The sequence below is a fragment of the Winogradskyella sp. A2 genome (genome assembly GCF_046762865.1).
Classification (GTDB): Bacteria; Bacteroidota; Bacteroidia; order Flavobacteriales; family Flavobacteriaceae; genus Winogradskyella.
On the sequence record NZ_JBKQXM010000004.1, the window covers coordinates 319394 to 341658 of the forward strand.

Here is a 22265-nt window from a genome sequence, read left to right on the forward strand (position 1 = left end):
TATTTAATAAAACTAAATAAATATCTAATGAGCGTATTAGTTAATAAAGATTCAAAGATTATTGTACAAGGATTTACTGGAAGTGAAGGTACTTTCCATGCTGGTCAAATGATCGAATATGGAACAAATGTTGTAGGAGGCGTTACACCAGGTAAAGGAGGACAAACGCATTTAGATAGACCTGTTTTTAATACTGTATCAGAAGCAGTGGAAAAAGCCGGTGCAGATACGACAATTATTTTTGTACCTCCAGCATTTGCTGCAGATGCAATAATGGAAGCGGCAGATGCGGGTATCAAAGTAATTATAACAATAACTGAAGGAATTCCAGTAGCAGATATGATTAAGGCAGCCGATTATATTAAAGATAAGGGAAGCCGTTTAGTTGGTCCTAATTGTCCTGGCGTAATTACACCAGAAGAAGCAAAAGTAGGTATTATGCCTGGTTTTGTTTTCAAAAAAGGTAAGGTAGGTATAGTGTCAAAATCTGGTACTTTAACCTACGAAGCTGCAGACCAAGTTGTTAAACAAGGGCTAGGAATCACTACGGCTATAGGTATTGGTGGAGATCCGATTATTGGTACAACAACTAAAGAAGCGGTTGAGTTACTGATAAATGATCCTGAAACTGAAGCAGTTGTAATGATTGGTGAAATTGGAGGTCAATTAGAAGCTGACGCTGCTCAATGGTATAAAGAAAGTGGTAGTAAAAAACCAGTGGTTGGATTCATTGCTGGTGAAACTGCTCCTGCTGGAAGAACCATGGGACATGCTGGTGCGATAGTTGGTGGTAGTGATGATACAGCTCAGGCTAAGAAGAAAATTATGAAAGCATGTGGGATTCACGTGGTTGATTCACCTGCAGAAATTGGGAAAAAAGTAGCAGAAGTACTGTAATTTATAACGAATTATAAAAGTTAAAAACCTTACAAAATCTTGTGAGGTTTTTTTATTTCTTGCAATTTGTAATTATTATATTTGAGAGAAGCAATTAATCAATAACAAACTAACTAATCATATAACTAAGATGAAATTATTAGAAGGAAAAACTGCTATAGTCACTGGTGCTAGTCGAGGGATTGGTAAAGGTATTGCAGAAGTTTTTGCAGATCATGGTGCTAATGTAGCATTTACATACAGTTCGTCTGTAGATGCCGCAAAGGCATTAGAAATGGATTTAAATGCCAAAGGAATAAAAGCTAAAGGTTATCAGAGTAATGCCGCAAGTTTTGATGAAGCTCAAAAATTGGCTGAAGATGTATTAGCAGAATTTGGATCCATTGATATACTCGTAAATAATGCAGGTATAACAAAGGATAATTTATTAATGCGTATGGGAGAGGAAGATTTTGATAAGGTTATTGAGGTTAATCTTAAATCCGTTTTTAATATGACAAAAGCCGTGCAACGTACTATGCTTAAACAGCGCAAAGGATCGATAATTAATATGAGTTCTGTTGTTGGTGTAAAAGGAAATGCTGGTCAGACAAATTATGCAGCATCAAAAGCTGGTATAATAGGATTTTCAAAATCGGTTGCTTTAGAACTAGGCTCACGTAATATTAGAAGTAATGTTATTGCACCAGGTTTTATTGAAACGGAAATGACTGCTAAACTTGATGAGGAAACAGTAAAAGGTTGGCGTGCAGCCATACCATTAAAAAGAGGAGGTACACCAGCGGATATAGCAAATGCATGCGTTTATTTGGGTAGTGACCTTAGTTCTTATGTAACAGGTCAAACTCTGAATGTAGATGGAGGTATGCTAACATAATATATTTTGAGTAGTCAGATTGTTATGACTACAATACTATGCAAACAGAAACGATTTTATATATTATTATTGCTGGGATAGCAGCGCTTTTATTAGCGCTGTTTCAGTATTTATATAAGTCGAAAATAAAGGGCTATCTAAGGAATATATTATTTGGATTAAGAGCTTTTGCAATATTTGGTATATTACTATTATTAATTAATCCAAAATTTGAAGCGGTCACTTACTTCAATGAAAAACCAACTTTGGTTATTGTTGCGGACAACTCAGAATCGATTAAATATCTTGAACAAGATTCTATAGCCTCAGATATCTTTAATAAGATTATCGAAACTCCAGAGATTCAACAACGTTTTAATATAGACCAATACAGTTTTGGTAAAGAAATTAGTGGTTTAGATAGTATCTCATATACCAAAGGACAATCAAATATTTCAGGTGCTCTCATACAACTAGATGAAGTTTATAAAAATAAAACTGCTCCAATAGTTCTAATCTCTGATGGAAATCAAACCTTAGGGACTGATTATAGTTATTTATCAAAATCATTAAATCAGCCCATTTATCCAGTAATATTAGGAGATTCAACGGTTTATTCTGACTTAAGGATAAAACAACTAAACGTCAATCGATATACATTTTTAAAGAATAAATTTCCAGTAGAAATCATTTTAAATTACACAGGTGAGGAACCTGTAAATACCGAACTAAAAATATGGAGAGGAAATTCTGTTGTTTATAGAAAACAAGTCCAATTCGATAATTCTAAATCTTCTGAAATTGTTAATACCACATTACTGGCTAGTAGTGTAGGTATAAAAACTTATCGTGTAGAATTAATTCCTTTAAGTCAAGAAAAAAATAAAATAAATAATTATAAAAATTTTGGTGTTGAAGTTATTGATCAAAAGACAAATATTGCAATAGTATACGATCAATTACATCCAGATTTAGGTGCATTAAAGAAGGCTATTGAAAGCAATGAGCAACGAAGTGTAAGCATTTTAAAACCAATTGAATATTTTAATCAAATCAATGATTTTCAATTAGTTATATTGTATCAACCAAATAATAACTTTAATTCAATTCTTAATGAAATAAAGAAACAGAATTTAAATACTTTTATAATTACAGGATCAGGAACAGATTATGAATTTATAAATAGTACACATCTAAAAGTGTTATGGGAAATATCAAATCAAACTGAAGATTTTCAGCCAGAATTAAATAGAAATTATAATACCTTCATAATAGATAACATAACTTTTGAGGATTACCCACCATTAAAATCTGAATTTGGAGGATTTAACTTTTTAGTGCCAGCAGATGTTATTTTATATAAGAAAGTAAATGGAATAAATACTGGCGATGCTATGTTAGCAACATATGCATTTGATAATATGAAACACGCTGTTTTAGTCGGAGAAGGTATTTGGCGATGGAGAGCACAATCTTATTTAGATACAGAGAGCTTTACGGATTTTGATAATTTTATTGGAAAGCTGATTCAGTATTTGAGCTCAAATAAAAAACGTAATAGACTAAATGTAGATTATGAGTCGTTTTATAATGGTAATGATGATGTAATTATATCTGCACAATATTTTAATGAAAGCTTCGAGTTTGATGTAAAGGCATCCTTAAATATTGAATTTAAAAACAAAGAAACAGATGAGTTAAAGGAAATCCCTTTATTGTTGAATGGTTCAAATTATACCGTAGATCTAAGCGGTATCGATGCAGGCGAATATGATTTTAAGATAAAACATAGTTCTGAGTCAATATCATCTTCAGGTCAATTCAGAATATTGGACTATAATGTAGAACAACAATTCTTAAATGCAGATATTAATAAACTCAATTCAATTGCTGAGAATAGTCAAGGACAAGCTTTTTTTGCAACAAAAAGTAGCTCATTAATTCAGGAATTATTAAACGATATTAGATATACCACAATTCAAAAAAGCACTAAAAATATCGTACCTTTGGTGGATTGGAAATATCTTCTTGGTATTATAGCAATATGCTTATTTGCCGAGTGGTTTTTAAGAAAATATAACGGTTTAATTTAAATATAATTTGAAATGGAAAAATTACCAAAAATTGGATTACCGATTTTAATAGGAATAATTATTTTAGTAATTGTTGTAGCTAAATCGGCTGTGACTATTGATTCTGGTGAAGCAGGCGTATTATTTAAAACCTTTGGGGAAGGAGTTGTTGTTGATGAACCACCAATGGGAGAAGGTTTTCATATTGTTGCACCTTGGAATAAAGTATACGTTTACGAAGTACGTCAGCAAGAGTTGTTCGAAAAAATGAAAGTATTATCATCAAATGGTTTGGAAATTCAAATTGATGCTTCTGCTTGGTATGAACCTGTTTATAACGAGTTAGGGAATTTGCACCAGTCTATTGGACAAGGCTATTTGCAGCGCGTTATTCAGCCTGCAATACGTAGTGCAGCTAGGAGTGTTATTGGGCGTTATACACCAGACGATTTGTATTCAACTAAACGTGATGCTATTCAAGTTGAAATTTTTCAAGAAACCAAGAAAATACTTGATAAACAATATGTTCAATTAAATGAAGTGTTAGTAAGGGATGTAACCTTACCTCCAACAATCAAAGAAGCGATTGAACGTAAATTAAAGCAAGAACAAGAATCTTTAGAATATGAATTTAGATTAGTTACTGCAGAAAAAGAGGCTGAGAAAGTAATTATTGAAGCCCAAGGTAAAGCAGACGCTAACCGCATATTAAGTGCTTCATTGACAGATAAGATTCTTCAAGATAAAGGTATTGAAGCTACAGTGAAATTATCAGAATCACCAAACAGTAAAGTCATAGTAATTGGTTCTGGTGATAGTGGTATGCCAATTATATTAGGGAATCAATAAAAATTTTTGTTAAAGCTTTGGAATTTTAGAATAAATTTTACAAACTTTGCTTCAGATATATAAGAAATGAATTTTAATCATTTACATCATCATTTACATATAATCGCTCAAGCGAGGTAAAGATGTATTGATTATTGTCAACATAAATTTTAAAACCCGTTTGAGAACATCAAATGGGTTTTTTGTTTAAAGCTTATGGTGTTTTTAAACTAACCAAAACTTAAAATGAATAAATTAAAAATTGCGGTTCAGAAGTCAGGAAGACTTAATGTAGATTCTCTTAAAATATTAAAGCAAATAGGTATTTCAATTGATAATGGTAAGGATCAATTAAAGGCATCAGCACGTAATTTTCCGCTTGAGGTCTTTTATCTTAGAAATGGAGATATCCCTCAATATTTGAAGGACGGAGTAGTAGATGCAGCCATAATAGGCGAAAACGTTTTAATTGAAAAAGGAAAAGATATTACTATTGTTGAAAAACTAGGTTTTTCAAAATGCCGAGTGTCGATAGCTGTGCCAAAATCTTCTGATGCAACTTCTTTGAAGGATCTAGAAGGTAAACGTATTGCAACTTCCTATCCTAATACTGTTAATCAATTCTTAGCCAAAGAAAGTGTCAATGCTAATCTGCATATTATTAATGGTTCAGTTGAAATCGCGCCTAATATAGGATTGGCAGATGGTATATGCGATATAGTTTCAAGTGGTAGTACATTATTTAAAAACGGTTTAAAAGAGATTGAAGTGCTTTTAAAATCAGAAGCTGTATTAGCAACATCACCAAAAATTTCTGAAGAGAATCAAGCTATAATTAATAAGATACAATTCAGATTAAAATCTGTACTGAGAGGAAGAGAAAATAAATATGTGCTTCTTAACGCTCCTAATGATAAGTTAGATGTAATTGTAAATATTTTGCCAGGAATGAACAGTCCAACAATTTTGCCATTAGCTAAAGATGGTTGGAGTTCGTTACACTCAGTAATCAACAAGAATGATTTTTGGAATGTTATTGATGAACTCAAAACCAATGGAGCAGAAGGCATATTGGTATGTCCAATTGAAAATATGGTCTTGTAATATGAAATTGATAGAAAATCCAAAGAAAAAAGATTGGGCAACGATTTTAAAACGGCCTACACAGACCGTAGAAGAAATTGAGTCTATTGTAAATGAAGTATTTACAAACATAAAGACGAATGGTGATAATACTATCAAAGACTATACCTTTAAGTTTGATGGTGTTGAATTAGAGAACTCCATTGTTAGTGATCAAGAAATCAAAACGGCATCAAAAAGGGTATCAAAAGCACTCAAAAAAGCCATTAAACTAGCACAGAATAATATTAAAAAATTCCATGAAGCTCAGCAGACTGAACAAGTCTTTTTAAAGACAATGCGTGGAGTTAAATGTTGGCAAGAAAAAAGACCTATTCAAAAAGTAGGACTCTATATCCCAGGTGGGACAGCACCGTTATTTTCAACAGTATTAATGCTTGCCGTACCTGCAAAAATAGCTGGTTGTAATGAAGTTGTTTTGTGTTCACCACCAAATAGTGAAGGCAAAATAGCTGATGAGATTTTATATACAGCAAAACTTTGTGGTGTAACTAAAATTATCAAAGTTGGCGGTATACAGGCAATAGCAGGGTTGACGTTTGGAACTGATAGTATTCCTCGAGTCTATAAAATATTTGGCCCAGGAAATCAATATGTTACTGTTGCAAAGCAATTAGCAACTAAATATGGAGTGGCTATAGATATGCCGGCTGGCCCAAGTGAATTATTGGTTATGGCAGATGAATCTGCTAATCCGGCTTATGTAGCGTCAGATTTATTGAGTCAGGCTGAACATGGTTCTGATAGCCAGGTGATTTTAGTGACCACTTCAAAGAAATTTGCAGAACAAGTTAATGAAGAAGTTATTTCACAACTTGAGGAATTACCAAGAAAAGAGATGGCTTCAGATGCCATTAACAATTCAAAATCAATTGTTGTAAAGGATTTTAAAACAGCATTAGATTTAATCGATGAATATGGACCAGAGCATTTTATCGTCGCAACAAATGACAATGACTTTTTTGTGAAAAACATAGGTAATGCAGGTTCTGTTTTTATTGGTGATTACACACCTGAAAGCGCAGGTGATTATGCATCTGGCACTAATCATACTCTACCAACAAACGGTTTTTCTAAAGCATATTCTGGTGTTAATCTTGATAGTTTTCAGAAGAGTATGACCTTTCAGAAAATATCTCAAAAAGGTATAAAAAATATTGGCCCAGCAATTGAATTAATGGCAGAAGCTGAAGGGCTTCAAGCTCATAAAAATGCAGTAACATTACGTTTAAAAGATTTAGAATCATGAACATAGAAAATCTTTTACGTGATAATATTAAATCCATAAAAGCATACTCGTCGGCGAGAGATGAGTATAAAGATGCTTCAGCAGATATGGTTTTTATTGATGCTAATGAGAATCCGTTTCAGTCTAATGTAAATCGCTATCCAGACCCTCAGCAGAGTAAGGTAAAAGAACGATTGGCAGAGATTAAGGGCATTGCGACATCTAAAATACTTCTTGGAAATGGTAGTGATGAAGTTTTAGATTTGTTGTTTAGAGCTTTCTGCGAACCTAGACAAGATAATGTTATTACGTTGCCACCAACATATGGCATGTATAAGGTATTAGCTGATTTAAATGCGATTGATATAATATCTGTTGGATTAGATGCCAATTTTGAGCCAAAAGTATCAGAAATTCTTACAGCTCAAAACGTGAATTCAAAAGTCTTGTTTTTATGTTCACCAAACAATCCCACAGCTAATAGTTTTAACGCTAGCAAAGTTGAAGAACTGATAAAGAGTTTTAATGGAATTGTTGTTATTGATGAAGCTTATATAGATTTTTCATCTCAAGACAGTTGGTTGAGTAGATTAGATGAATTTCCAAATCTTATTGTAACACAAACCTTGTCTAAAGCCTATGGTTTAGCAGGAATTAGATTAGGAATCTGTTATGCTTCGGAATTTATTATATCAGTATTAAATAAAATTAAGCCACCTTATAATGTTAATCAATTAACTCAAGATAAGGCTTTGGAACGATTGACACGTTTAGATCAAGTGAAGAAAGAAGTTGAATCTATATTGAATGAACGCGAATTACTTGTTAAACAAGTATTAGAAATATCATTTATTAAAAAGATATATCCTTCGGATGCGAATTTTATTTTAGTCAAAGTAGATAGCGCTAACTTACGTTATAAGCAATTGATAGACAAAGGCGTTGTTGTAAGAAATAGAACGACACAACCATCGTGTGAAAATTGTCTAAGATTCACAGTAGGAACGCAGGAGGAGAACGAAACATTAATTAAGACATTAAACCAACTATCATGAAACCAGTATTATTTATAGATAGAGATGGAACATTAATAAAAGAACCAGCTGATGAGCAAATAGATTCATTTGAAAAGCTAGAGTTCTATCCAAAAGTATTTCAATACTTAAGCAAAATAGCAAAGGAGTTGAATTTTGAAATCGTCATGATTACCAATCAGGATGGTTTAGGGACAGAAGTTTATCCTGAAGATACGTTTTGGCCAGTTCACAATTTTTTAATTAAAACATTTGAAGCAGAAGGTATTGTATTTAAAGAACAGTTTATCGACAGAACATTCGCTAAAGATAATGCTGCAACACGTAAACCAAATACGGGTCTATTGACTAAGTACTTTTCTGAGGACTATGACTTAGCAAATTCATTTGTTATTGGTGATCGGCTTACAGATATTGAATTAGCTAAAAACTTAGGATCAAAAGGTATTTTCATTAATGATAATACCAATCTTGGTACAGATGAAGTTACCTTAAGCAATGGTGAACTAGAAGCTTACATTGCTATTGAAACTAATGACTGGAAAGCTATTTATAGATTCCTAAAAACAACAGAACGTGTTGGCACAATTGAGCGTAACACTAATGAAACCAAGATTAAGATTGATCTTAACTTGGATGGAACAGGTATGAGTAACATACATACAGGAATTGCTTTCTTTGACCATATGTTAGACCAGATTGCACGTCATGGACAAATAGATTTAAATATTAAAGTTGATGGTGATTTAGATGTAGACGAACACCACACCATTGAAGACACAGCTATTGCTTTAGGTGAAGTTTTTGCTAAAACTTTAGGGGATAAACTAGGAATAGAACGTTACGGATTTTGTTTACCAATGGATGACTGTTTAGCTCAAGTAGCTATTGATTTTGGTGGTCGAAATTGGTTAGTTTGGGATGCCGAGTTTAAACGTGAAATGATAGGTAAAATGCCAACTGAAATGTTTTATCACTTTTTTAAATCCTTTACAGATGGAGCTAAGTGTAACTTAAACATTAAAGTTGAAGGGACTAATGAGCACCACAAAATTGAAGCAATTTTTAAATCTTTCGCTAAGGCTATTAAAATGGCAGTAAAACAGGATGTGGATAAAATGATTTTACCATCAACCAAAGGTATGTTATAATGGATCTTAGAATAGTTAATTACGGAGCAGGTAATATAAAAAGCATTCAATTTGCTTTTCAGCGTTTGGGTTATGAAGCCAAATTATCTGATATACCAGAAGAATTAGTAGAGGCTGATAAAGTGATTTTTCCTGGTGTAGGAGAAGCGAGTTCTGCTATGAAAATGCTTAAAGAAAGTGGTTTAGACAGTCTTATTCCAAAATTAAATCAACCAGTATTAGGGATTTGCTTAGGGATGCAATTAATGTGTAACTATACGGAAGAAGGCGATACAAAAGGACTTGGTATATTTAATACCAATGTAAAACGCTTTTCTAATGGTGTAAAAGTGCCTCAAATGGGCTGGAATACAATCGAGAATCTTAAATCAGATTTGTTTAAAGGCATTGATGAACAAGAATACATGTACCTTGTGCATAGTTATTATGCAGAGAATTGCGACGAAACCATTGCTACCTCAGATTATGAAATAGTTTATGCTTCTGCTCTAGAGAACGATAATTTTTTTGGAGTTCAGTTTCACCCAGAAAAAAGCGGAAAAGTTGGAGAGCAATTATTAAAGAACTTTTTAGACTTATAAAATGAGAATTATACCAGCCATAGATATCATAGAAGGAAAGTGCGTAAGACTTACCAAAGGTGATTACGATACTAAGAAAGTCTACAATGAAAACCCACTAGAAGTGGCAAAGGTTTTTGAAGCTTCAGGTATTGAGTACTTGCATTTGGTTGATTTAGATGGTGCCAAGGCTAAACATATAGTAAATTACAAGGTTTTAGAACAGATAGCATCTAAGACAAAATTAAAAATTGACTTTGGTGGTGGTTTAAAATCTAATGAAGATTTAAATATTGCTTTTAATTGTGGTGCTAAACAAATTACAGGAGGAAGTATAGCTGTTAATGATAGGGAAACATTTGAGGGTTGGTTATCTAAGTATGGACCTCAAAAAATTATTTTAGGGGCAGATAGTAATGAAGGAAAAATTGCAATTAATGGTTGGCAAGATAATAGCCAAGAAGAAGTTATTTCATTTATTAAAGATTATCAGAGAAAACGTATTAAGTACGTTATCTGCACAGATATTTCAAAAGATGGCATGCTAGAAGGACCATCTATTGATTTGTACAAGACCATAATAAAAGAATGCAGTAATAGTAGTGGTGTTCAATCCATTAAACTTATAGCTTCAGGTGGAGTTTCTTGCTTTAAGGATTTAGAAGATCTTGAAAGAATTGGTTGTGAAGGTGTAATTATAGGCAAAGCCATTTACGAGAATAGAATTAGTTTAAAAGAATTAGAACAATTGCTATAATATGCTCACAAAAAGAATTGTTCCCTGTTTAGATATCAAAGATGGTCGTACTGTAAAAGGCGTCAACTTTGTAGATTTACGAGATGCAGGTGACCCTGTTGAATTGGCGAAACAATACGCCGAATTAGGTGCAGATGAATTGGTGTTTTTAGATATTTCTGCAACTCAAGAGAAACGTAGAACCATGCACGATATGGTTTTGAAAGTTGCTGAACACGTTAACATTCCATTTACTGTTGGTGGTGGAATTTCCTCAGTTGAAGATGTAGATGATTTATTGCATTGTGGTGCAGATAAGGTATCTATAAATTCGTCTGCTGTGAAACGTCCTGAATTAATTAATGAATTATCTCAAAAATTTGGTAGTCAATGTGTTGTCGTGGCTATTGATGCAAAAAAAATAGGTGAGGAGTGGTTTGTACATTTAGCTGGAGGTACGATTCCAACAGACATAAAACTATTTGAATGGGCAAAAGAAGTTGAAGAACGTGGTGCTGGTGAAATTTTATTTACCTCTATGAATCATGATGGGACAAAAGCAGGATTTGCAAATGTGGCTTTAGCTCAACTTTCAAATTTGGTCAATATTCCAATTATTGCATCTGGAGGTGCAGGTACCATACAACACTTTGCAGATACCTTTACGATTGGAAAGGCTGATGCCGCTTTGGCTGCAAGTGTTTTTCATTTTGGAGAAATACCTATTATAGAATTAAAAAAAGAATTAAGAAAACAGAATATAGAAGTACGATTATGAATGTAGATTTCAATAAAAGTCCGGACGGATTAGTACCAGCTATTATACAAGATGCAATAACGCAAAAGGTGCTCATGTTGGGTTACATGAATTCAGAGGCTTTACAGCAAACCATTGAATCAAAATCAGTAACATTTTATAGTCGTACAAAGCAACGCCTTTGGACTAAAGGTGAGGAAAGTGGAAATGTATTAAATCTCGTGGATATTAAATTAGATTGTGATAGTGATTCCTTATTAATTACAGTAAATCCAAAAGGCCCAACATGCCATAAAGGAACCGACACTTGCTGGAATGAAACTAATGAGCAATCCTTTGGATTTATTTCAAAACTGGAAGATACAATCACATCAAGAATTGAAAATGCTGATTCACAAAAGTCTTATGTAGCATCCTTATTCGCAAAAGGGATAAACAAAGTGGCTCAAAAAGTAGGAGAGGAAGCCGTGGAAGTTGTTATTGAAGCTAAAGACAATAATGACGGGTTATTCCTTGAGGAAAGTGCGGATCTGTTGTTTCACTACTTAATGCTCTTACAAGCAAAAGGCTACAAACTAGAGAATGTAGTTGAAGTTCTAAGAGGAAGACATAAATAGCTTAGTGATATTATAACCTATAATAACTCTGACTTGTACCTCTTGTACAGGCACAATTACTAGCACCTTGGAATAAGTCTAGTCCAATAGTCACCATATGAGTACCTGAATTGAAACCTGATAAGTCATTCATGGTAATTTGATAACTGTAGGCAAAGTATAAGCCATTGTGCATTATACCAGCCATTGGGCCAAGATTGAGCGGATCTAAAAATTGATCATTTAAGAATCGATATGAAGCACCAATCCAATAATAATTTCTATCTCTATTGAATTTTCTGTATTTAAAGTTTATATCTGTTGCGGAACGATTATCACTATCAAATAACTGAAAGAATACTGAAGGTTCAAATTCAACATCTTTGTTTGTTTTACTTCTGAGTACCAAACCAGAATAAAGTTGAAAATTTAAAAGTTGGTTAGGCTCAACTCCGGTAAAATCATCGATATCTTTTTCTATTAAATTGTTGGCATTTAGGCTTACAAAAAAGTTTTTCCAGCGATATAAAATACCGGCATCAAAATTATTATTGTTTATAGACCTATCATCGGTAATACTTGGATCGATAATTGGTATTTCGTAAGTAGTATTAAAATTCTCAATATCAATTCTAAAGCTATTTACGTTATATGAGATTCCGAAAGATAAATACTGCTTTGACTTATAATCTAATGTAAGATGATGCGCATATGAAATTTTAAATCCTTTTTGCCTTGTGTTTCCATTCTTGTCATTATAAGCTGAAACTCCAATACCAGACCGGTTAGCAAATCTAAAATCTGCATATATAGACTGATTATCTGGTGCGTTTTTAATGCCAACCCACTGTGTTAATCCATTGGCCCTAATTTTTAGATTGTCACCAATACCTGCATAAGTCGGTGAAATAACAAAATCGTTATCCGCCAAATATTGTGTCCAAACAGGTAAATTCAATTCTTGGCCATACCCAAAGGATAACATCAAGAAACATATATAAAGTGTAATTTTTTTCATCTTATTCATCATATAATTTTAGAGGGCTTACCTGTATAGTGTAAAATGTCCAACAAACTCTTTATCGACATTAGGGTCATTAGTTTTAACAACAAACCAGTAATCACCTGTTGGCAATTCTTGTCCGTTATATCTACCGTCCCAAACTTCACCAACTTGATACGTCGCAACCATTCTACCATAACGATCAAAAATATCGAAGGACAGGTTTGGATAATTTTCCGTACAACCTGGTGACCAAGTATCGAATTCACCATCTCCATTTGGTGTAAACCAATTTGGAATACATATATCTATAAATTCTAATTCGATTTGTGCTTCTGCCATACATCCACTTGCGTCAACAGCAGTAATAGTATATATACCAGATTCCGTAATGATGAAAGAGGTTTCATCTCCATAATCTTCACCATTCATGTAATATGTGTATTCACCCGAACCGCCTGAAGCATTGGCAATAATTTCATTTATTTCACCTTCTGACAATTGCAGTTCAACAGGTTCAAATCCTTCAATATCAAATAGTGGAGTGGTTTGGATACAACCATTTGTATGTCTTACCTCAATAAAATGCTCAGGCCCAACAGGAACATCTGTAAAAATGTTACTTGCTTGGTATGGTCCACCATCCAATGAATAATCGAACTCCGTAAGATCTGTATTAGAATCATCGATAGATACAGTCACTATATTTCCTTGTGAGTTGTCTTGACAAACATATTCTACTACTAATTCCGGATTAATAACAACAGGTTCAGGGAAGGTAATATTCCATTCTGATTCACAGCCTTCAGCATCACGTACAAATACAACATGATCACCACCACCTAAATCGCTAAAATCAAATTGTGTTTGTGTTGGAAGTCCAGTTGTATAAGGACCATCATAGTTGTCTAGACTTACACTATATGGCAGATTACCACCTGTAATATCAATACTAAATTCACCATTGCTATCACCTTGACAAACTTCAGGGTAAAATGAATCTGGTACTATACTAAGAATAACTTGCTCTGGCTCAGAAATCGTAAAGTTGAATGTTAAATAACATCCTAATTCATCTTGAACAATTAAATCATAATCTCCAGATGCTAAATTTTCAAAAATATTAGTTTCAAAAAATTGGTTTAATTGCGGTGAAATAGCATATTTAATTATACCAGTACCGCCTGTTGCCGTTATTTCTACAGCGCCATTTTCAGTTCCTGTACAAGAAACATCAGTGATGGCTATTGTAGCATCAAGAGCTGTTGTTGGTTCAGTAATTGAAATTGGAGCCGATGTCACCGAACAATCCTGACTTTCAACATAAACTACATAATCACCAGCAACCAATCCTGTAAAGTATCCAGGTAAATCTTGTGTTGCCGCTATGTCATTACCATTTCCATCTTGTAAGGTGTATAGATAATCTCCTAAGCCACCTTGAGCTGTTGCGGTAATCGACCCATTGTTATCTCCAGCACAGTTAATAGTTGGATTTGTTGAATCTAAAACGACAGTTAGTTCTGGTAATGTGTCTATTGTAATTTCATTAGAAATTGAAGCAATACAATTGTTAGCATCTCTAACATAGTATGCGTAGGTGCCAGGATTCACAGTAAAAGTTGTTGATGTTGTAAATGTGCCTAATATATTGGTAAAATTAGCGTCATCGCTATATGTATAAGCACCAGTTCCGCCATTTGCGCTTAAAGTAAGTGTGGTATCATTACTACATGTCTGTGTAGAATTAACGACCAAACTAGCATCAATTGGTGTTGGTTCTGATATGACAATATTTGTAGATGTCATTGTACAATTAAAACCATCTTCAATAGTAACCGAATATGTACCAGCTCCTAAATCAGTAAATACATTTGATGTTTGTGGACCTGAAAAGCTTGGTGTTGGTAAAATTGTATTCAGCGTATATGTATAATTACTTCCTTGTCCACCAGTTACGTTATCTATTGTAATAGTTCCGTTTTGATCTCCAAAACAAGATAATAGTGACGTATTAGGAGTGAAGTTTGCTGTTATAGGAATTGGTTCTACCAATACAATACTTGTTGAAGCAATACAATTTTCAGCATCTCTAACGTTTATAGTATAGTTTCCAGCTGATAAGTCTGTAAAAGTACCGTTGCTTGAAAATGGCACATTGGCGTCTCCAGTAAGTTCGTATTCATAATCTCCCCAACCTCCTTCAGCAACAGCTACAATGGTACCTTGGTTATTATCACAAGTAACATTTGAAGTTTCAGAAGCCGTAACTGTAAGATTATCTAATGGTGAAGGAATTATAATATCTGTAGTTGCATCACAAAAAGGAACATTCGTTTCAGTAATAACCACTGTATATGAGCCACCTAATAATCCATTAATAGTTATAGGGTTTGTTGTTGTATTTGCATTTACAGTACCAAAAACAGAGGTATTGGTACTATCAAACACTTCGTAGGTATATGCACCACTATAACCATTAACTAGTAAATCAAAACTTCCAGAATTATCTCCAAAACATGATACCAAGTATGGTGTAGTTGTTATCGTTGGAGGTGTGGCTTCTGGTACAGCAATAGTAATATCTTCAGTACATAAGGTTGTATTGTCAGTAACTGTAATAGTGTATAGTCCTGCTGGTACTCCAGAATATATATTACCAGCTAAAGTTATTGTTGCTGGATTTGGACTTATAACATAGCTGAAATTTCCAGAGCCTTGAGAAGCATTTACTGTAATAACTCCATCATCATTATTACATGAAGGCATCGCCGTTAGATATGCATTGAGCTCGAGTGGTACATAAACGTCTACTGTTACTAAGTTTCCACAACCATTTAAATCTTGAATTTCAATAGTATGTGTTCCTGAAAATATATTTGAAATGGTATATGGGAAAGTTTGTGTTTGGAAAGCACCACCATCAATACTAATACTATAAGGTGGTATTCCGGCAGTATCTAAGTTTACATCTATTTCAAAATTACCATCTGTGATTAAACAATCATCAACTACTAAAGCTGATATAACAGGTGAATCATCTTGAGGTAATATAACAACAGGACTTGAAACGACACATCCATATGCATCTAAAACATGCACATAATAATTACCCGCATCTCTATTAAACGTACTAGTAGAAGACCACCCAGCATCTGTTGCTAGCGGTGCAGTAGCAGTTGTTGTTATTTGATATTCATAAGGTGCCGTACCATTTTCACCAAATGCACTGATCACACCAGAATTAATATTACAATTGGCATTTTGATCAATATTAACAGTTAACTCTAATGGGAATGCAGATTCTGAAATATTAAAAGGTACAGTAACCACTCCACAACCTGCATTTGGTCCAGAAGTTTCACTGATCCATACATAATAATTACCAAAATCTAATGGTCCTAAATCTGTAACTGTTAGTGATCCGTTTGCATTCACTGTGCCAGTTCCAGAAATTCCTGCGCTTACAAGTGTAAGAGAATCGAATATTTCATAATTAACATCTACAGCACTGCCATAAATACTATTAATGGTGAAGGATACATTACCATCTGCACTTCCTGTACATGTAATGTTATTAGATCCAACTGCACTTAACGTAAGTGTTGAACTTGTTGGGATTGGAGCTGTAGCTGGTTCATAGTAACTACAGTTGGTTGATTGGTCGTATACTATGAATGTATAAGTAACACCAGGTGTTAAACCTGTAAACGTTGCTGATTGACTTCCTGGAGCATCCTCAGGAATCCAAGATCCTGGTGGATTAGGATATACTGAAATTGGTCCTTGGTAAATGCTGAAAAAGAATGGACCACTACTAACTAAAGTCGTTCCAATGCTTACCGTTGCTTCTCCGCCTGTAGCACAATTAACTGAAGTATCAATATTAATATCTAAATCGGTTGGAGGAGATGCTACAAGTACATCTTGTACAAGTACAGAACATCCATTAGCATCAACGACATTTATTTCATATAAACCAAAATCAACAACATCAAAACTAACTGAAGTTGATCCTGTAGCATTTAGTTCTGAGTTTGAGTATCCATTTGTTCCAGTAACAAAATAATTATAAGGTGATGTACCGCCTGATACAGAATTAATAATCACAGAACCTTGTGAAATTCCACCAGTGCCACACGTTATATCTACAGTACTATAGTTAACATTAATTGCATCTGGTTCGCCAATAATAACAGTTTCGGTATCTGTACAAGAATTAGCGTCAGTTAGAGTTACAGTGTAAGAACCTGCAGGCAAACTAGAAGTTTGAGTACCAAAATCAGCTCCCAAAGTATCATTGAAAACATTCAGTGTAAATGGTGGTGTTCCAACAGAAGTATCAATTGTAATATCTAATGAACCATTTGAGTCGCCATTACAAAGAATATCCTGACTTTGTGCGACAAAGCTAATATCTGGTGTAGACAATGGATTTATTGTAATTATAGAAGATTCTGCTGTACATCCGTTTCCATCAGTAATTTCAAATTGGTAGGTTCCGTCCATTGAAGTTGAATAATTAAATGTAACACCTGTACTACCCAAAGGCGCATAAGCTCCACCATTAACTGAAACTGAATAAGTATATGGAGCAGGACCAGTTATTGTGCCTGTTAATATAGCATCAGGACTTGCAGTACAATTAAGGTCTTGTGTGAGAATAACATTCACAGTAGGAGAAGGGATTGGGTCTAGTGTAAAGGATTCAATATATGTACATCCGTTTTCATCACGTACTTGGAAGGTATATGTTCCTGCTTCTAATCCACTGAAGCTATTTGAACTTTGGTAAGGTGTGGCAAATGTTGCAGGTGCCACTATTTGATATTCAAGAAGACCGGTTCCGCCAGTGGTATTTGTAATAGTTATTGTACTTGTATTTGTTGGACATGTAATAGGTGTGCTATCAAAATCCATATCAGTAGGTGGATCAATAGGATCAATAGTAATTGTATTTGCTGCATATGTACAAATGTTAGTATCACTTATTGTTACTGTGTAAGTACCAGGTGTTAAATTGTTAAATACATTACTTGCTTGAAAATTGACACCATCGATACTATAGCTATAAGGCGGTGTGCCACCAGTAACAGAAGTAACTGTAATTGATCCGTCACCAACACATGAGAATGTTGTGGAAAGTTCTGCAGTTGCGGAAATTGCTATATTTTCCGAAATTGTTACTGTTTGGGAATTGGTATTACAAATTGCAGACCCAGATGTGTACTGAATGACAACATCATAATCACCGGCAATTAGTCCGGTAAATACATTTGAATTTGCGAATGTTGTACCACCATCTATGCTGTATTGTATACTATTTCCATTTGGATTTGTGACGTTAATAGTAATAGTCCCTGTATCACCAGTGCCACCACAAAGTATGTCTGTTGTTGTAATATTAAAAACTGGTTCTGGAATTGGGTCAACAGTAATTGTCGTGCTTGCACTACAGTTGTTTGAATCTAATACTGTTATATCGAAAGTCCCAGCAGCAGTAACAGTTATTTCTGGTACAGTTTGAAAATCTGTAGTACTATTTACATAATAAAAATAAGGAGGTGTTCCACCAACAGGATACACTGTAATTTCCCCATCAGTACAAGATAAAGGTGTAGTAATTGCTGCTGTAACTGTTAGTAATGGAGGCTCTATAATTGTTACATCTTCGCTATACAAACAACCGTTCTCAGATTCAACAGTTACAGTATAAGTACCTGCATTTAAGTTTTCGAAATTATAGGTATTTTCTATAATAGGACCAACACTGTTAACTAAGGTTGCGCCATTATAAATAGAATAGGAGTATTGAGGATCGATATCGTTAGCCGCTAGTAAAATACTTCCTTGTTCACCATTACATATAGGTTGGATAACAGTTGTACTTCCTGAAAAATCTCTATCTCTTATCAATACATCTGGAACCGAGAATATACATGGATTAGTTGGTATTCCTACTTGTCTTATATAAACTGTATATGTTCCAGGAGTATTAACTGAGAATAAGTTACTTGTTTGATAGTTTACACCATCCAAACTGTATTCATAACCATTAGGTACATCATTAACTATGATATTACCTGGTGTTGCACAAATAATATCATTAGATTCTACAGTTGGGTTAAGTATGTTTTCATAAACATTAAAGTAAAACTGATTAAAACATCCACCTGGGTAATTTATGGTAAGTCTAAATTGACCTGCAGTATCGGCCAGAAAATCAGGACCTGTAGTCACTTCATTCCAAACACAAGAATTATCTTCATTAGCACAATCTTGATTTGTCACTGCATCACAACTAGATTCATCTAATTGTTCCCAAATTATTGAGGTAGTATTTGCAATGTTAGTCTCTATAAATCTTGAATCACCTGCACCACATAAGAAAATATTTGGTAAAAGCTTACCGTCGTTAGGACAGGTTACAACTTCATCTGCATAAGGAATAACAGGGTTCTCAACATCTCCACCAAACAATTGTACCTGAAACTGTTGCTCAATAGATTGACAAGGTGCAATAGCAAGATTAAATGAATAATAAGTTCCTGAAGCATCAACTGTTATTGTCTGTGTGTTACCAATAACAGGTGTACCAGTTGAACTCGTTGACCAAGAATATGAATCATATCCATTTGCTGCCGTAAGCTCAACCGTGTCACCACATAAAATAACTTCCTCGATAAATTCACAATCTAAATCAGCTAAGAAATTAGTAGCCTGTGGTGTAAATAGACAACCTGTATTGCTATTTATACTTGGGTCATCTGTAATTTGAAAAGTTGGGTTAAAAAAGCCGTTATATGTCGCGTAAGCCTGATTATTAATAATATTAGAACAGGCATCAGCAAGGTCGCTACATGTATCAACAACCTGAACTTCAATCCTAATTTCATATACAGGATCATTTTCCTCTACAAGGCTATTATCAATATTAAAGATGATTTCACGTGTTACAGGATTATAACTTGCAACGGTAACACCTGGTGGCAAAATTAAATCGGTTGGGTAATTAAATATGATATTGATAGGCAGTATATCTCTAATTTGAAAATTGGTTGCATTATCATTTCCTGTATTTTGAAAACCAATAACATAATTAAGTGGCGCACCTAAATCAACGAGTTCACCACCAATATCATTTCCTAAATCATCCTCAACAATTTTTGTTAGAACAATATTGGGTTCGATAATTTCCACAGCGAATGCAAAGAAATAAGGAAAATACGTATCACCACTAGTCTCTAATCTAATGGTTCCCGAAGTTGCATCATTTGCTATTACTGAATTCCCTGGATTCGGAATGGTGATAGTACCAGTATCAAATCCTAAAGTATTGGCACTATTTGGTACTCTATTGGTAACTGGTGTTGCGTCTAATCTAGTAACAGAACTGTTAAAGAAATTTGCAACAGGACGATCTGCTGTAGATAAACTAACACCATTTAATCTTAAGCGATCACCTAAAATAGGACTGTCACCTTCAAGTGTAGCAAATGCGAAGTTTGCTCTAACAGGAGCAGGAGCAGGGACAGTTCTAAAACCATCTACTGGTATATCTAATGTTGGATTCCCACCAGGAACACTAATGGCACTAAAACCATCAAAACTTGTAATTGATTTTCCTGGTAATGTAGGATCTTCATATACTACAAATAATGACCAACCTGCAGATTGACCAGTACCGTTATATGGATTGAATGTAGCAGTTTCTCCAGTAGCAGAAGATACATTAGCTACAGTATAAGTTCCTAGATCATTTGTAAAACCAGTAACAATATCAGTTACATCAGCAAAACAGGCATAAGAAAAACTATCTCCACCATCTACTGTTGTTCCATTTGCGTCATATATTATGGTTCCGGTAATATCATTATAACCACCTTCAGGACCCATAAATTTAACTTCTGTAATAGGTTCACTTCCAGGGTTTACTGCACCCCAATAAAGTCCCGCATATATAATTCTATAACAATTTGGATTTGGTATTTCTAAGTCAGCACTAGACGAACTAAATGTCGTTGCGTCTCCATCAATATCAATATATTGCATATCAACATTGTGGTTGTAAATATTTAGATCATTAAATGGATTATTATCAGGCCCAAGAATATTATTTCCAATCAATAAAATGTCCCCTTTTAAATCTTGGTTAAATCTCGGTGTAAACGGTTCATAATTCTGGGCATATGATTGAAGCCCTATTACAATCGTTGTAATTAGAATTATAATTCTTGAAAATGTAGGTCTTTTCATGGTTATTCTTTTTACGCTTCACAACTTTCTTAAGGGCTCAGAATGTTTCAAAGCATTGCTTAACTATTTAGTTTTCTATTTTCATGAGGGACATTTTTACATTATATGGTCTCGTTCCTTTTTTATTTAGTGCTTCATTTGCTTCTTGAAGGCTATTAAATTTATTGGTATAGATGTAATATTTACTCGTACTCACATCATAAAAGAAATTGACATCTTGTCTTCCTGAAGCAACTACTTTTGTTACAAAGTCATTACGTTTGGCAATATTACTATGTACTGCAAGAATCATGTAGAAGCCATTATCAACATTATTTATATTCTTAAGTATTTTAATGTTGCTTCCTTGTTCTTCTCCAAAATCAAAATCACTTTCAGAATAAGGTGTGTCAGATAACGACGTTGTTTTCTTTATTGACTGAAGTGTTGCTCTATCTTGCTGATAGCGTTCTTCTTGATTATCATAGGCCGCTCTAACAATTCGCCTTCTTTTTTCAAACTCAGTTGCAACTCTAATGGTTTCTAATCTAGATTCTAATTGAGCTTTTGCCTGAAGCGCCTGTAATTGTTCTGCTTCTAATCGTTTTATCTTCTTTCTATAAAATAATAATACCGTCTCATTTGTAAGTGTATCTCCAATTATTGTTTGTTCTTCATAAAGGTTTTTTAATTCCTCTATTTTTTCATTTTGTTCATCAATAACTCTATCTAAATCGGCTTTAATAGCTCTTAGTTTATTGTTTTCTGCAGTTACACTTTTAAATGGTCTTGGTACTACCGCTATACCTTGTTCGCTTAAATCGTTTTCCTCTTTTAAGGCTTTTAAATCTTCATCCTTAATATTTATAATCGAAGTATATTCATTTAAAAGTTTGTCCTGTTCTTTTTTGGATGCTTCTACTATGGTATCCATTCCTAGCATGGTTTTTCCAAACTCGTCCTGAGGATTTGTGATTAAGTCCTTTTCTGCATCAGCTTCTTCCTTAACTCTTTGTTCAGCCAATACTGATGCCTGTGCTTCAGCTTCTTCTTTAGCTCTTTGTTCAGCCAATACTGCTGCCTGTGCTTCAGCTTCTTCTTTAGCTCTTTGTTCTACCAATGCTTTTGCTTGTGCTTCGGCTTCTTCTTTAGCTCTTTGTTCTCTCAGT

14 protein-coding genes and 1 pseudogene are annotated in these 22265 nt (G+C 34.0%); 12 read left to right on the forward strand and 3 right to left on the reverse strand.

Annotation, left to right across the window (positions count from 1 at the left end):
- Positions 1 to 27: 27 nt before the first annotated feature.
- The 12 genes from sucD (at position 28) to hisIE (ending at position 11879) form a co-directional block, all read left to right on the forward strand.
- Positions 28 to 897 (forward strand): succinate--CoA ligase subunit alpha, encoded by an 870-nt coding sequence (gene sucD, locus ACFWV9_RS10000; protein WP_411895072.1) that lies wholly within the window; start codon positions 28 to 30, stop codon positions 895 to 897.
- A gap of 130 nt (positions 898 to 1027) precedes the next feature.
- Positions 1028 to 1774: a 3-oxoacyl-[acyl-carrier-protein] reductase gene (gene fabG, locus ACFWV9_RS10005; protein WP_411895073.1), complete on the forward strand. Its 747-nt coding sequence runs from the start codon at positions 1028 to 1030 to the stop codon at positions 1772 to 1774.
- 38 nt (positions 1775 to 1812) lie between these two features.
- Complete coding sequence (locus ACFWV9_RS10010) at positions 1813 to 3846, forward strand: VWA domain-containing protein (RefSeq protein ID WP_411895074.1); 2034 nt, start codon at positions 1813 to 1815, stop codon at positions 3844 to 3846.
- A 12-nt stretch (positions 3847 to 3858) separates the two neighbouring features.
- A complete protein-coding gene (locus ACFWV9_RS10015) occupies positions 3859 to 4674 on the forward strand; it encodes a prohibitin family protein (RefSeq protein WP_411895075.1) in 816 nt (271 codons plus the stop codon).
- 225 nt (positions 4675 to 4899) lie between these two features.
- Positions 4900 to 5757: an ATP phosphoribosyltransferase gene (gene hisG, locus ACFWV9_RS10020; protein WP_411895076.1), complete on the forward strand. Its 858-nt coding sequence runs from the start codon at positions 4900 to 4902 to the stop codon at positions 5755 to 5757.
- A gap of 1 nt (position 5758) precedes the next feature.
- A complete protein-coding gene (gene hisD, locus ACFWV9_RS10025) occupies positions 5759 to 7045 on the forward strand; it encodes a histidinol dehydrogenase (protein WP_411895077.1) in 1287 nt (428 codons plus the stop codon).
- Positions 7042 to 8079 (forward strand): histidinol-phosphate transaminase, encoded by a 1038-nt coding sequence (gene hisC / locus ACFWV9_RS10030; protein ID WP_411895078.1) that lies wholly within the window; start codon positions 7042 to 7044, stop codon positions 8077 to 8079. The genes hisD and hisC overlap by 4 nt, the downstream gene beginning before the upstream one ends.
- The gene (hisB, locus tag ACFWV9_RS10035; RefSeq protein WP_411895079.1) at positions 8076 to 9209 is read left to right on the forward strand and encodes a bifunctional histidinol-phosphatase/imidazoleglycerol-phosphate dehydratase HisB; all 1134 of its coding nucleotides are present in this window, start codon (positions 8076 to 8078) and stop codon (positions 9207 to 9209) included. The genes hisC and hisB overlap by 4 nt, the downstream gene beginning before the upstream one ends.
- Positions 9209 to 9790 carry an imidazole glycerol phosphate synthase subunit HisH gene (hisH, locus tag ACFWV9_RS10040; RefSeq protein ID WP_411895080.1) on the forward strand — a complete coding sequence of 194 codons (582 nt, stop codon included), beginning with the start codon at positions 9209 to 9211 and terminating at the stop codon, positions 9788 to 9790. Before hisB ends, hisH begins: the two co-directional genes overlap by 1 nt.
- Before the next feature lies 1 nt (position 9791).
- Positions 9792 to 10526, forward strand: a complete 735-nt coding sequence (gene hisA / locus ACFWV9_RS10045; protein ID WP_411895081.1) for a 1-(5-phosphoribosyl)-5-[(5-phosphoribosylamino)methylideneamino]imidazole-4-carboxamide isomerase — start codon at positions 9792 to 9794, stop codon at positions 10524 to 10526.
- A 1-nt stretch (position 10527) separates the two neighbouring features.
- Positions 10528 to 11283 (forward strand): imidazole glycerol phosphate synthase subunit HisF, encoded by a 756-nt coding sequence (gene hisF / locus ACFWV9_RS10050; RefSeq protein ID WP_411895082.1) that lies wholly within the window; start codon positions 10528 to 10530, stop codon positions 11281 to 11283.
- Complete coding sequence (gene hisIE, locus ACFWV9_RS10055) at positions 11280 to 11879, forward strand: bifunctional phosphoribosyl-AMP cyclohydrolase/phosphoribosyl-ATP diphosphatase HisIE (protein ID WP_411895083.1); 600 nt, start codon at positions 11280 to 11282, stop codon at positions 11877 to 11879. The genes hisF and hisIE overlap by 4 nt, the downstream gene beginning before the upstream one ends.
- Before the next feature lie 10 nt (positions 11880 to 11889).
- Here the strand turns inward: hisIE and ACFWV9_RS10060 are convergent, their stop codons facing one another.
- From ACFWV9_RS10060 to ACFWV9_RS10070, 3 genes and pseudogenes are all read right to left on the reverse strand, one after another.
- Positions 11890 to 12876, reverse strand: coding sequence for a type IX secretion system membrane protein PorP/SprF (locus ACFWV9_RS10060; RefSeq protein ID WP_411895084.1), 987 nt, complete (start codon positions 12874 to 12876; stop codon positions 11890 to 11892).
- A gap of 27 nt (positions 12877 to 12903) precedes the next feature.
- A complete protein-coding gene (locus ACFWV9_RS10065) occupies positions 12904 to 21117 on the reverse strand; it encodes a T9SS type B sorting domain-containing protein (protein ID WP_411895085.1) in 8214 nt (2737 codons plus the stop codon).
- 67 nt (positions 21118 to 21184) lie between these two features.
- Positions 21185 to 22265: pseudogene (locus ACFWV9_RS10070) on the reverse strand (hypothetical protein); the annotation flags it as partial.

Bases quoted from the DNA above. Each gene is read 5' to 3' on its own strand.
- sucD (WP_411895072.1), top strand. From the start codon at position 28: ATGAGCGTATTAGTTAATAAAGATTCAAAGATTATTGTACAAGGATTT.
- fabG (WP_411895073.1), top strand. From the start codon at position 1,028: ATGAAATTATTAGAAGGAAAAACTGCTATAGTCACTGGTGCTAGTCGA.
- ACFWV9_RS10010 (WP_411895074.1), top strand. From the start codon at position 1,813: ATGCAAACAGAAACGATTTTATATATTATTATTGCTGGGATAGCAGCG.
- ACFWV9_RS10015 (WP_411895075.1), top strand. From the start codon at position 3,859: ATGGAAAAATTACCAAAAATTGGATTACCGATTTTAATAGGAATAATT.
- hisG (WP_411895076.1), top strand. From the start codon at position 4,900: ATGAATAAATTAAAAATTGCGGTTCAGAAGTCAGGAAGACTTAATGTA.
- hisD (WP_411895077.1), top strand. From the start codon at position 5,759: ATGAAATTGATAGAAAATCCAAAGAAAAAAGATTGGGCAACGATTTTA.
- hisC (WP_411895078.1), top strand. From the start codon at position 7,042: ATGAACATAGAAAATCTTTTACGTGATAATATTAAATCCATAAAAGCA.
- hisB (WP_411895079.1), top strand. From the start codon at position 8,076: ATGAAACCAGTATTATTTATAGATAGAGATGGAACATTAATAAAAGAA.
- hisH (WP_411895080.1), top strand. From the start codon at position 9,209: ATGGATCTTAGAATAGTTAATTACGGAGCAGGTAATATAAAAAGCATT.
- hisA (WP_411895081.1), top strand. From the start codon at position 9,792: ATGAGAATTATACCAGCCATAGATATCATAGAAGGAAAGTGCGTAAGA.
- hisF (WP_411895082.1), top strand. From the start codon at position 10,528: ATGCTCACAAAAAGAATTGTTCCCTGTTTAGATATCAAAGATGGTCGT.
- hisIE (WP_411895083.1), top strand. From the start codon at position 11,280: ATGAATGTAGATTTCAATAAAAGTCCGGACGGATTAGTACCAGCTATT.
- ACFWV9_RS10060 (WP_411895084.1), bottom strand. From the start codon at position 12,876: ATGAAAAAAATTACACTTTATATATGTTTCTTGATGTTATCCTTTGGG.
- ACFWV9_RS10065 (WP_411895085.1), bottom strand. From the start codon at position 21,117: ATGAAAAGACCTACATTTTCAAGAATTATAATTCTAATTACAACGATT.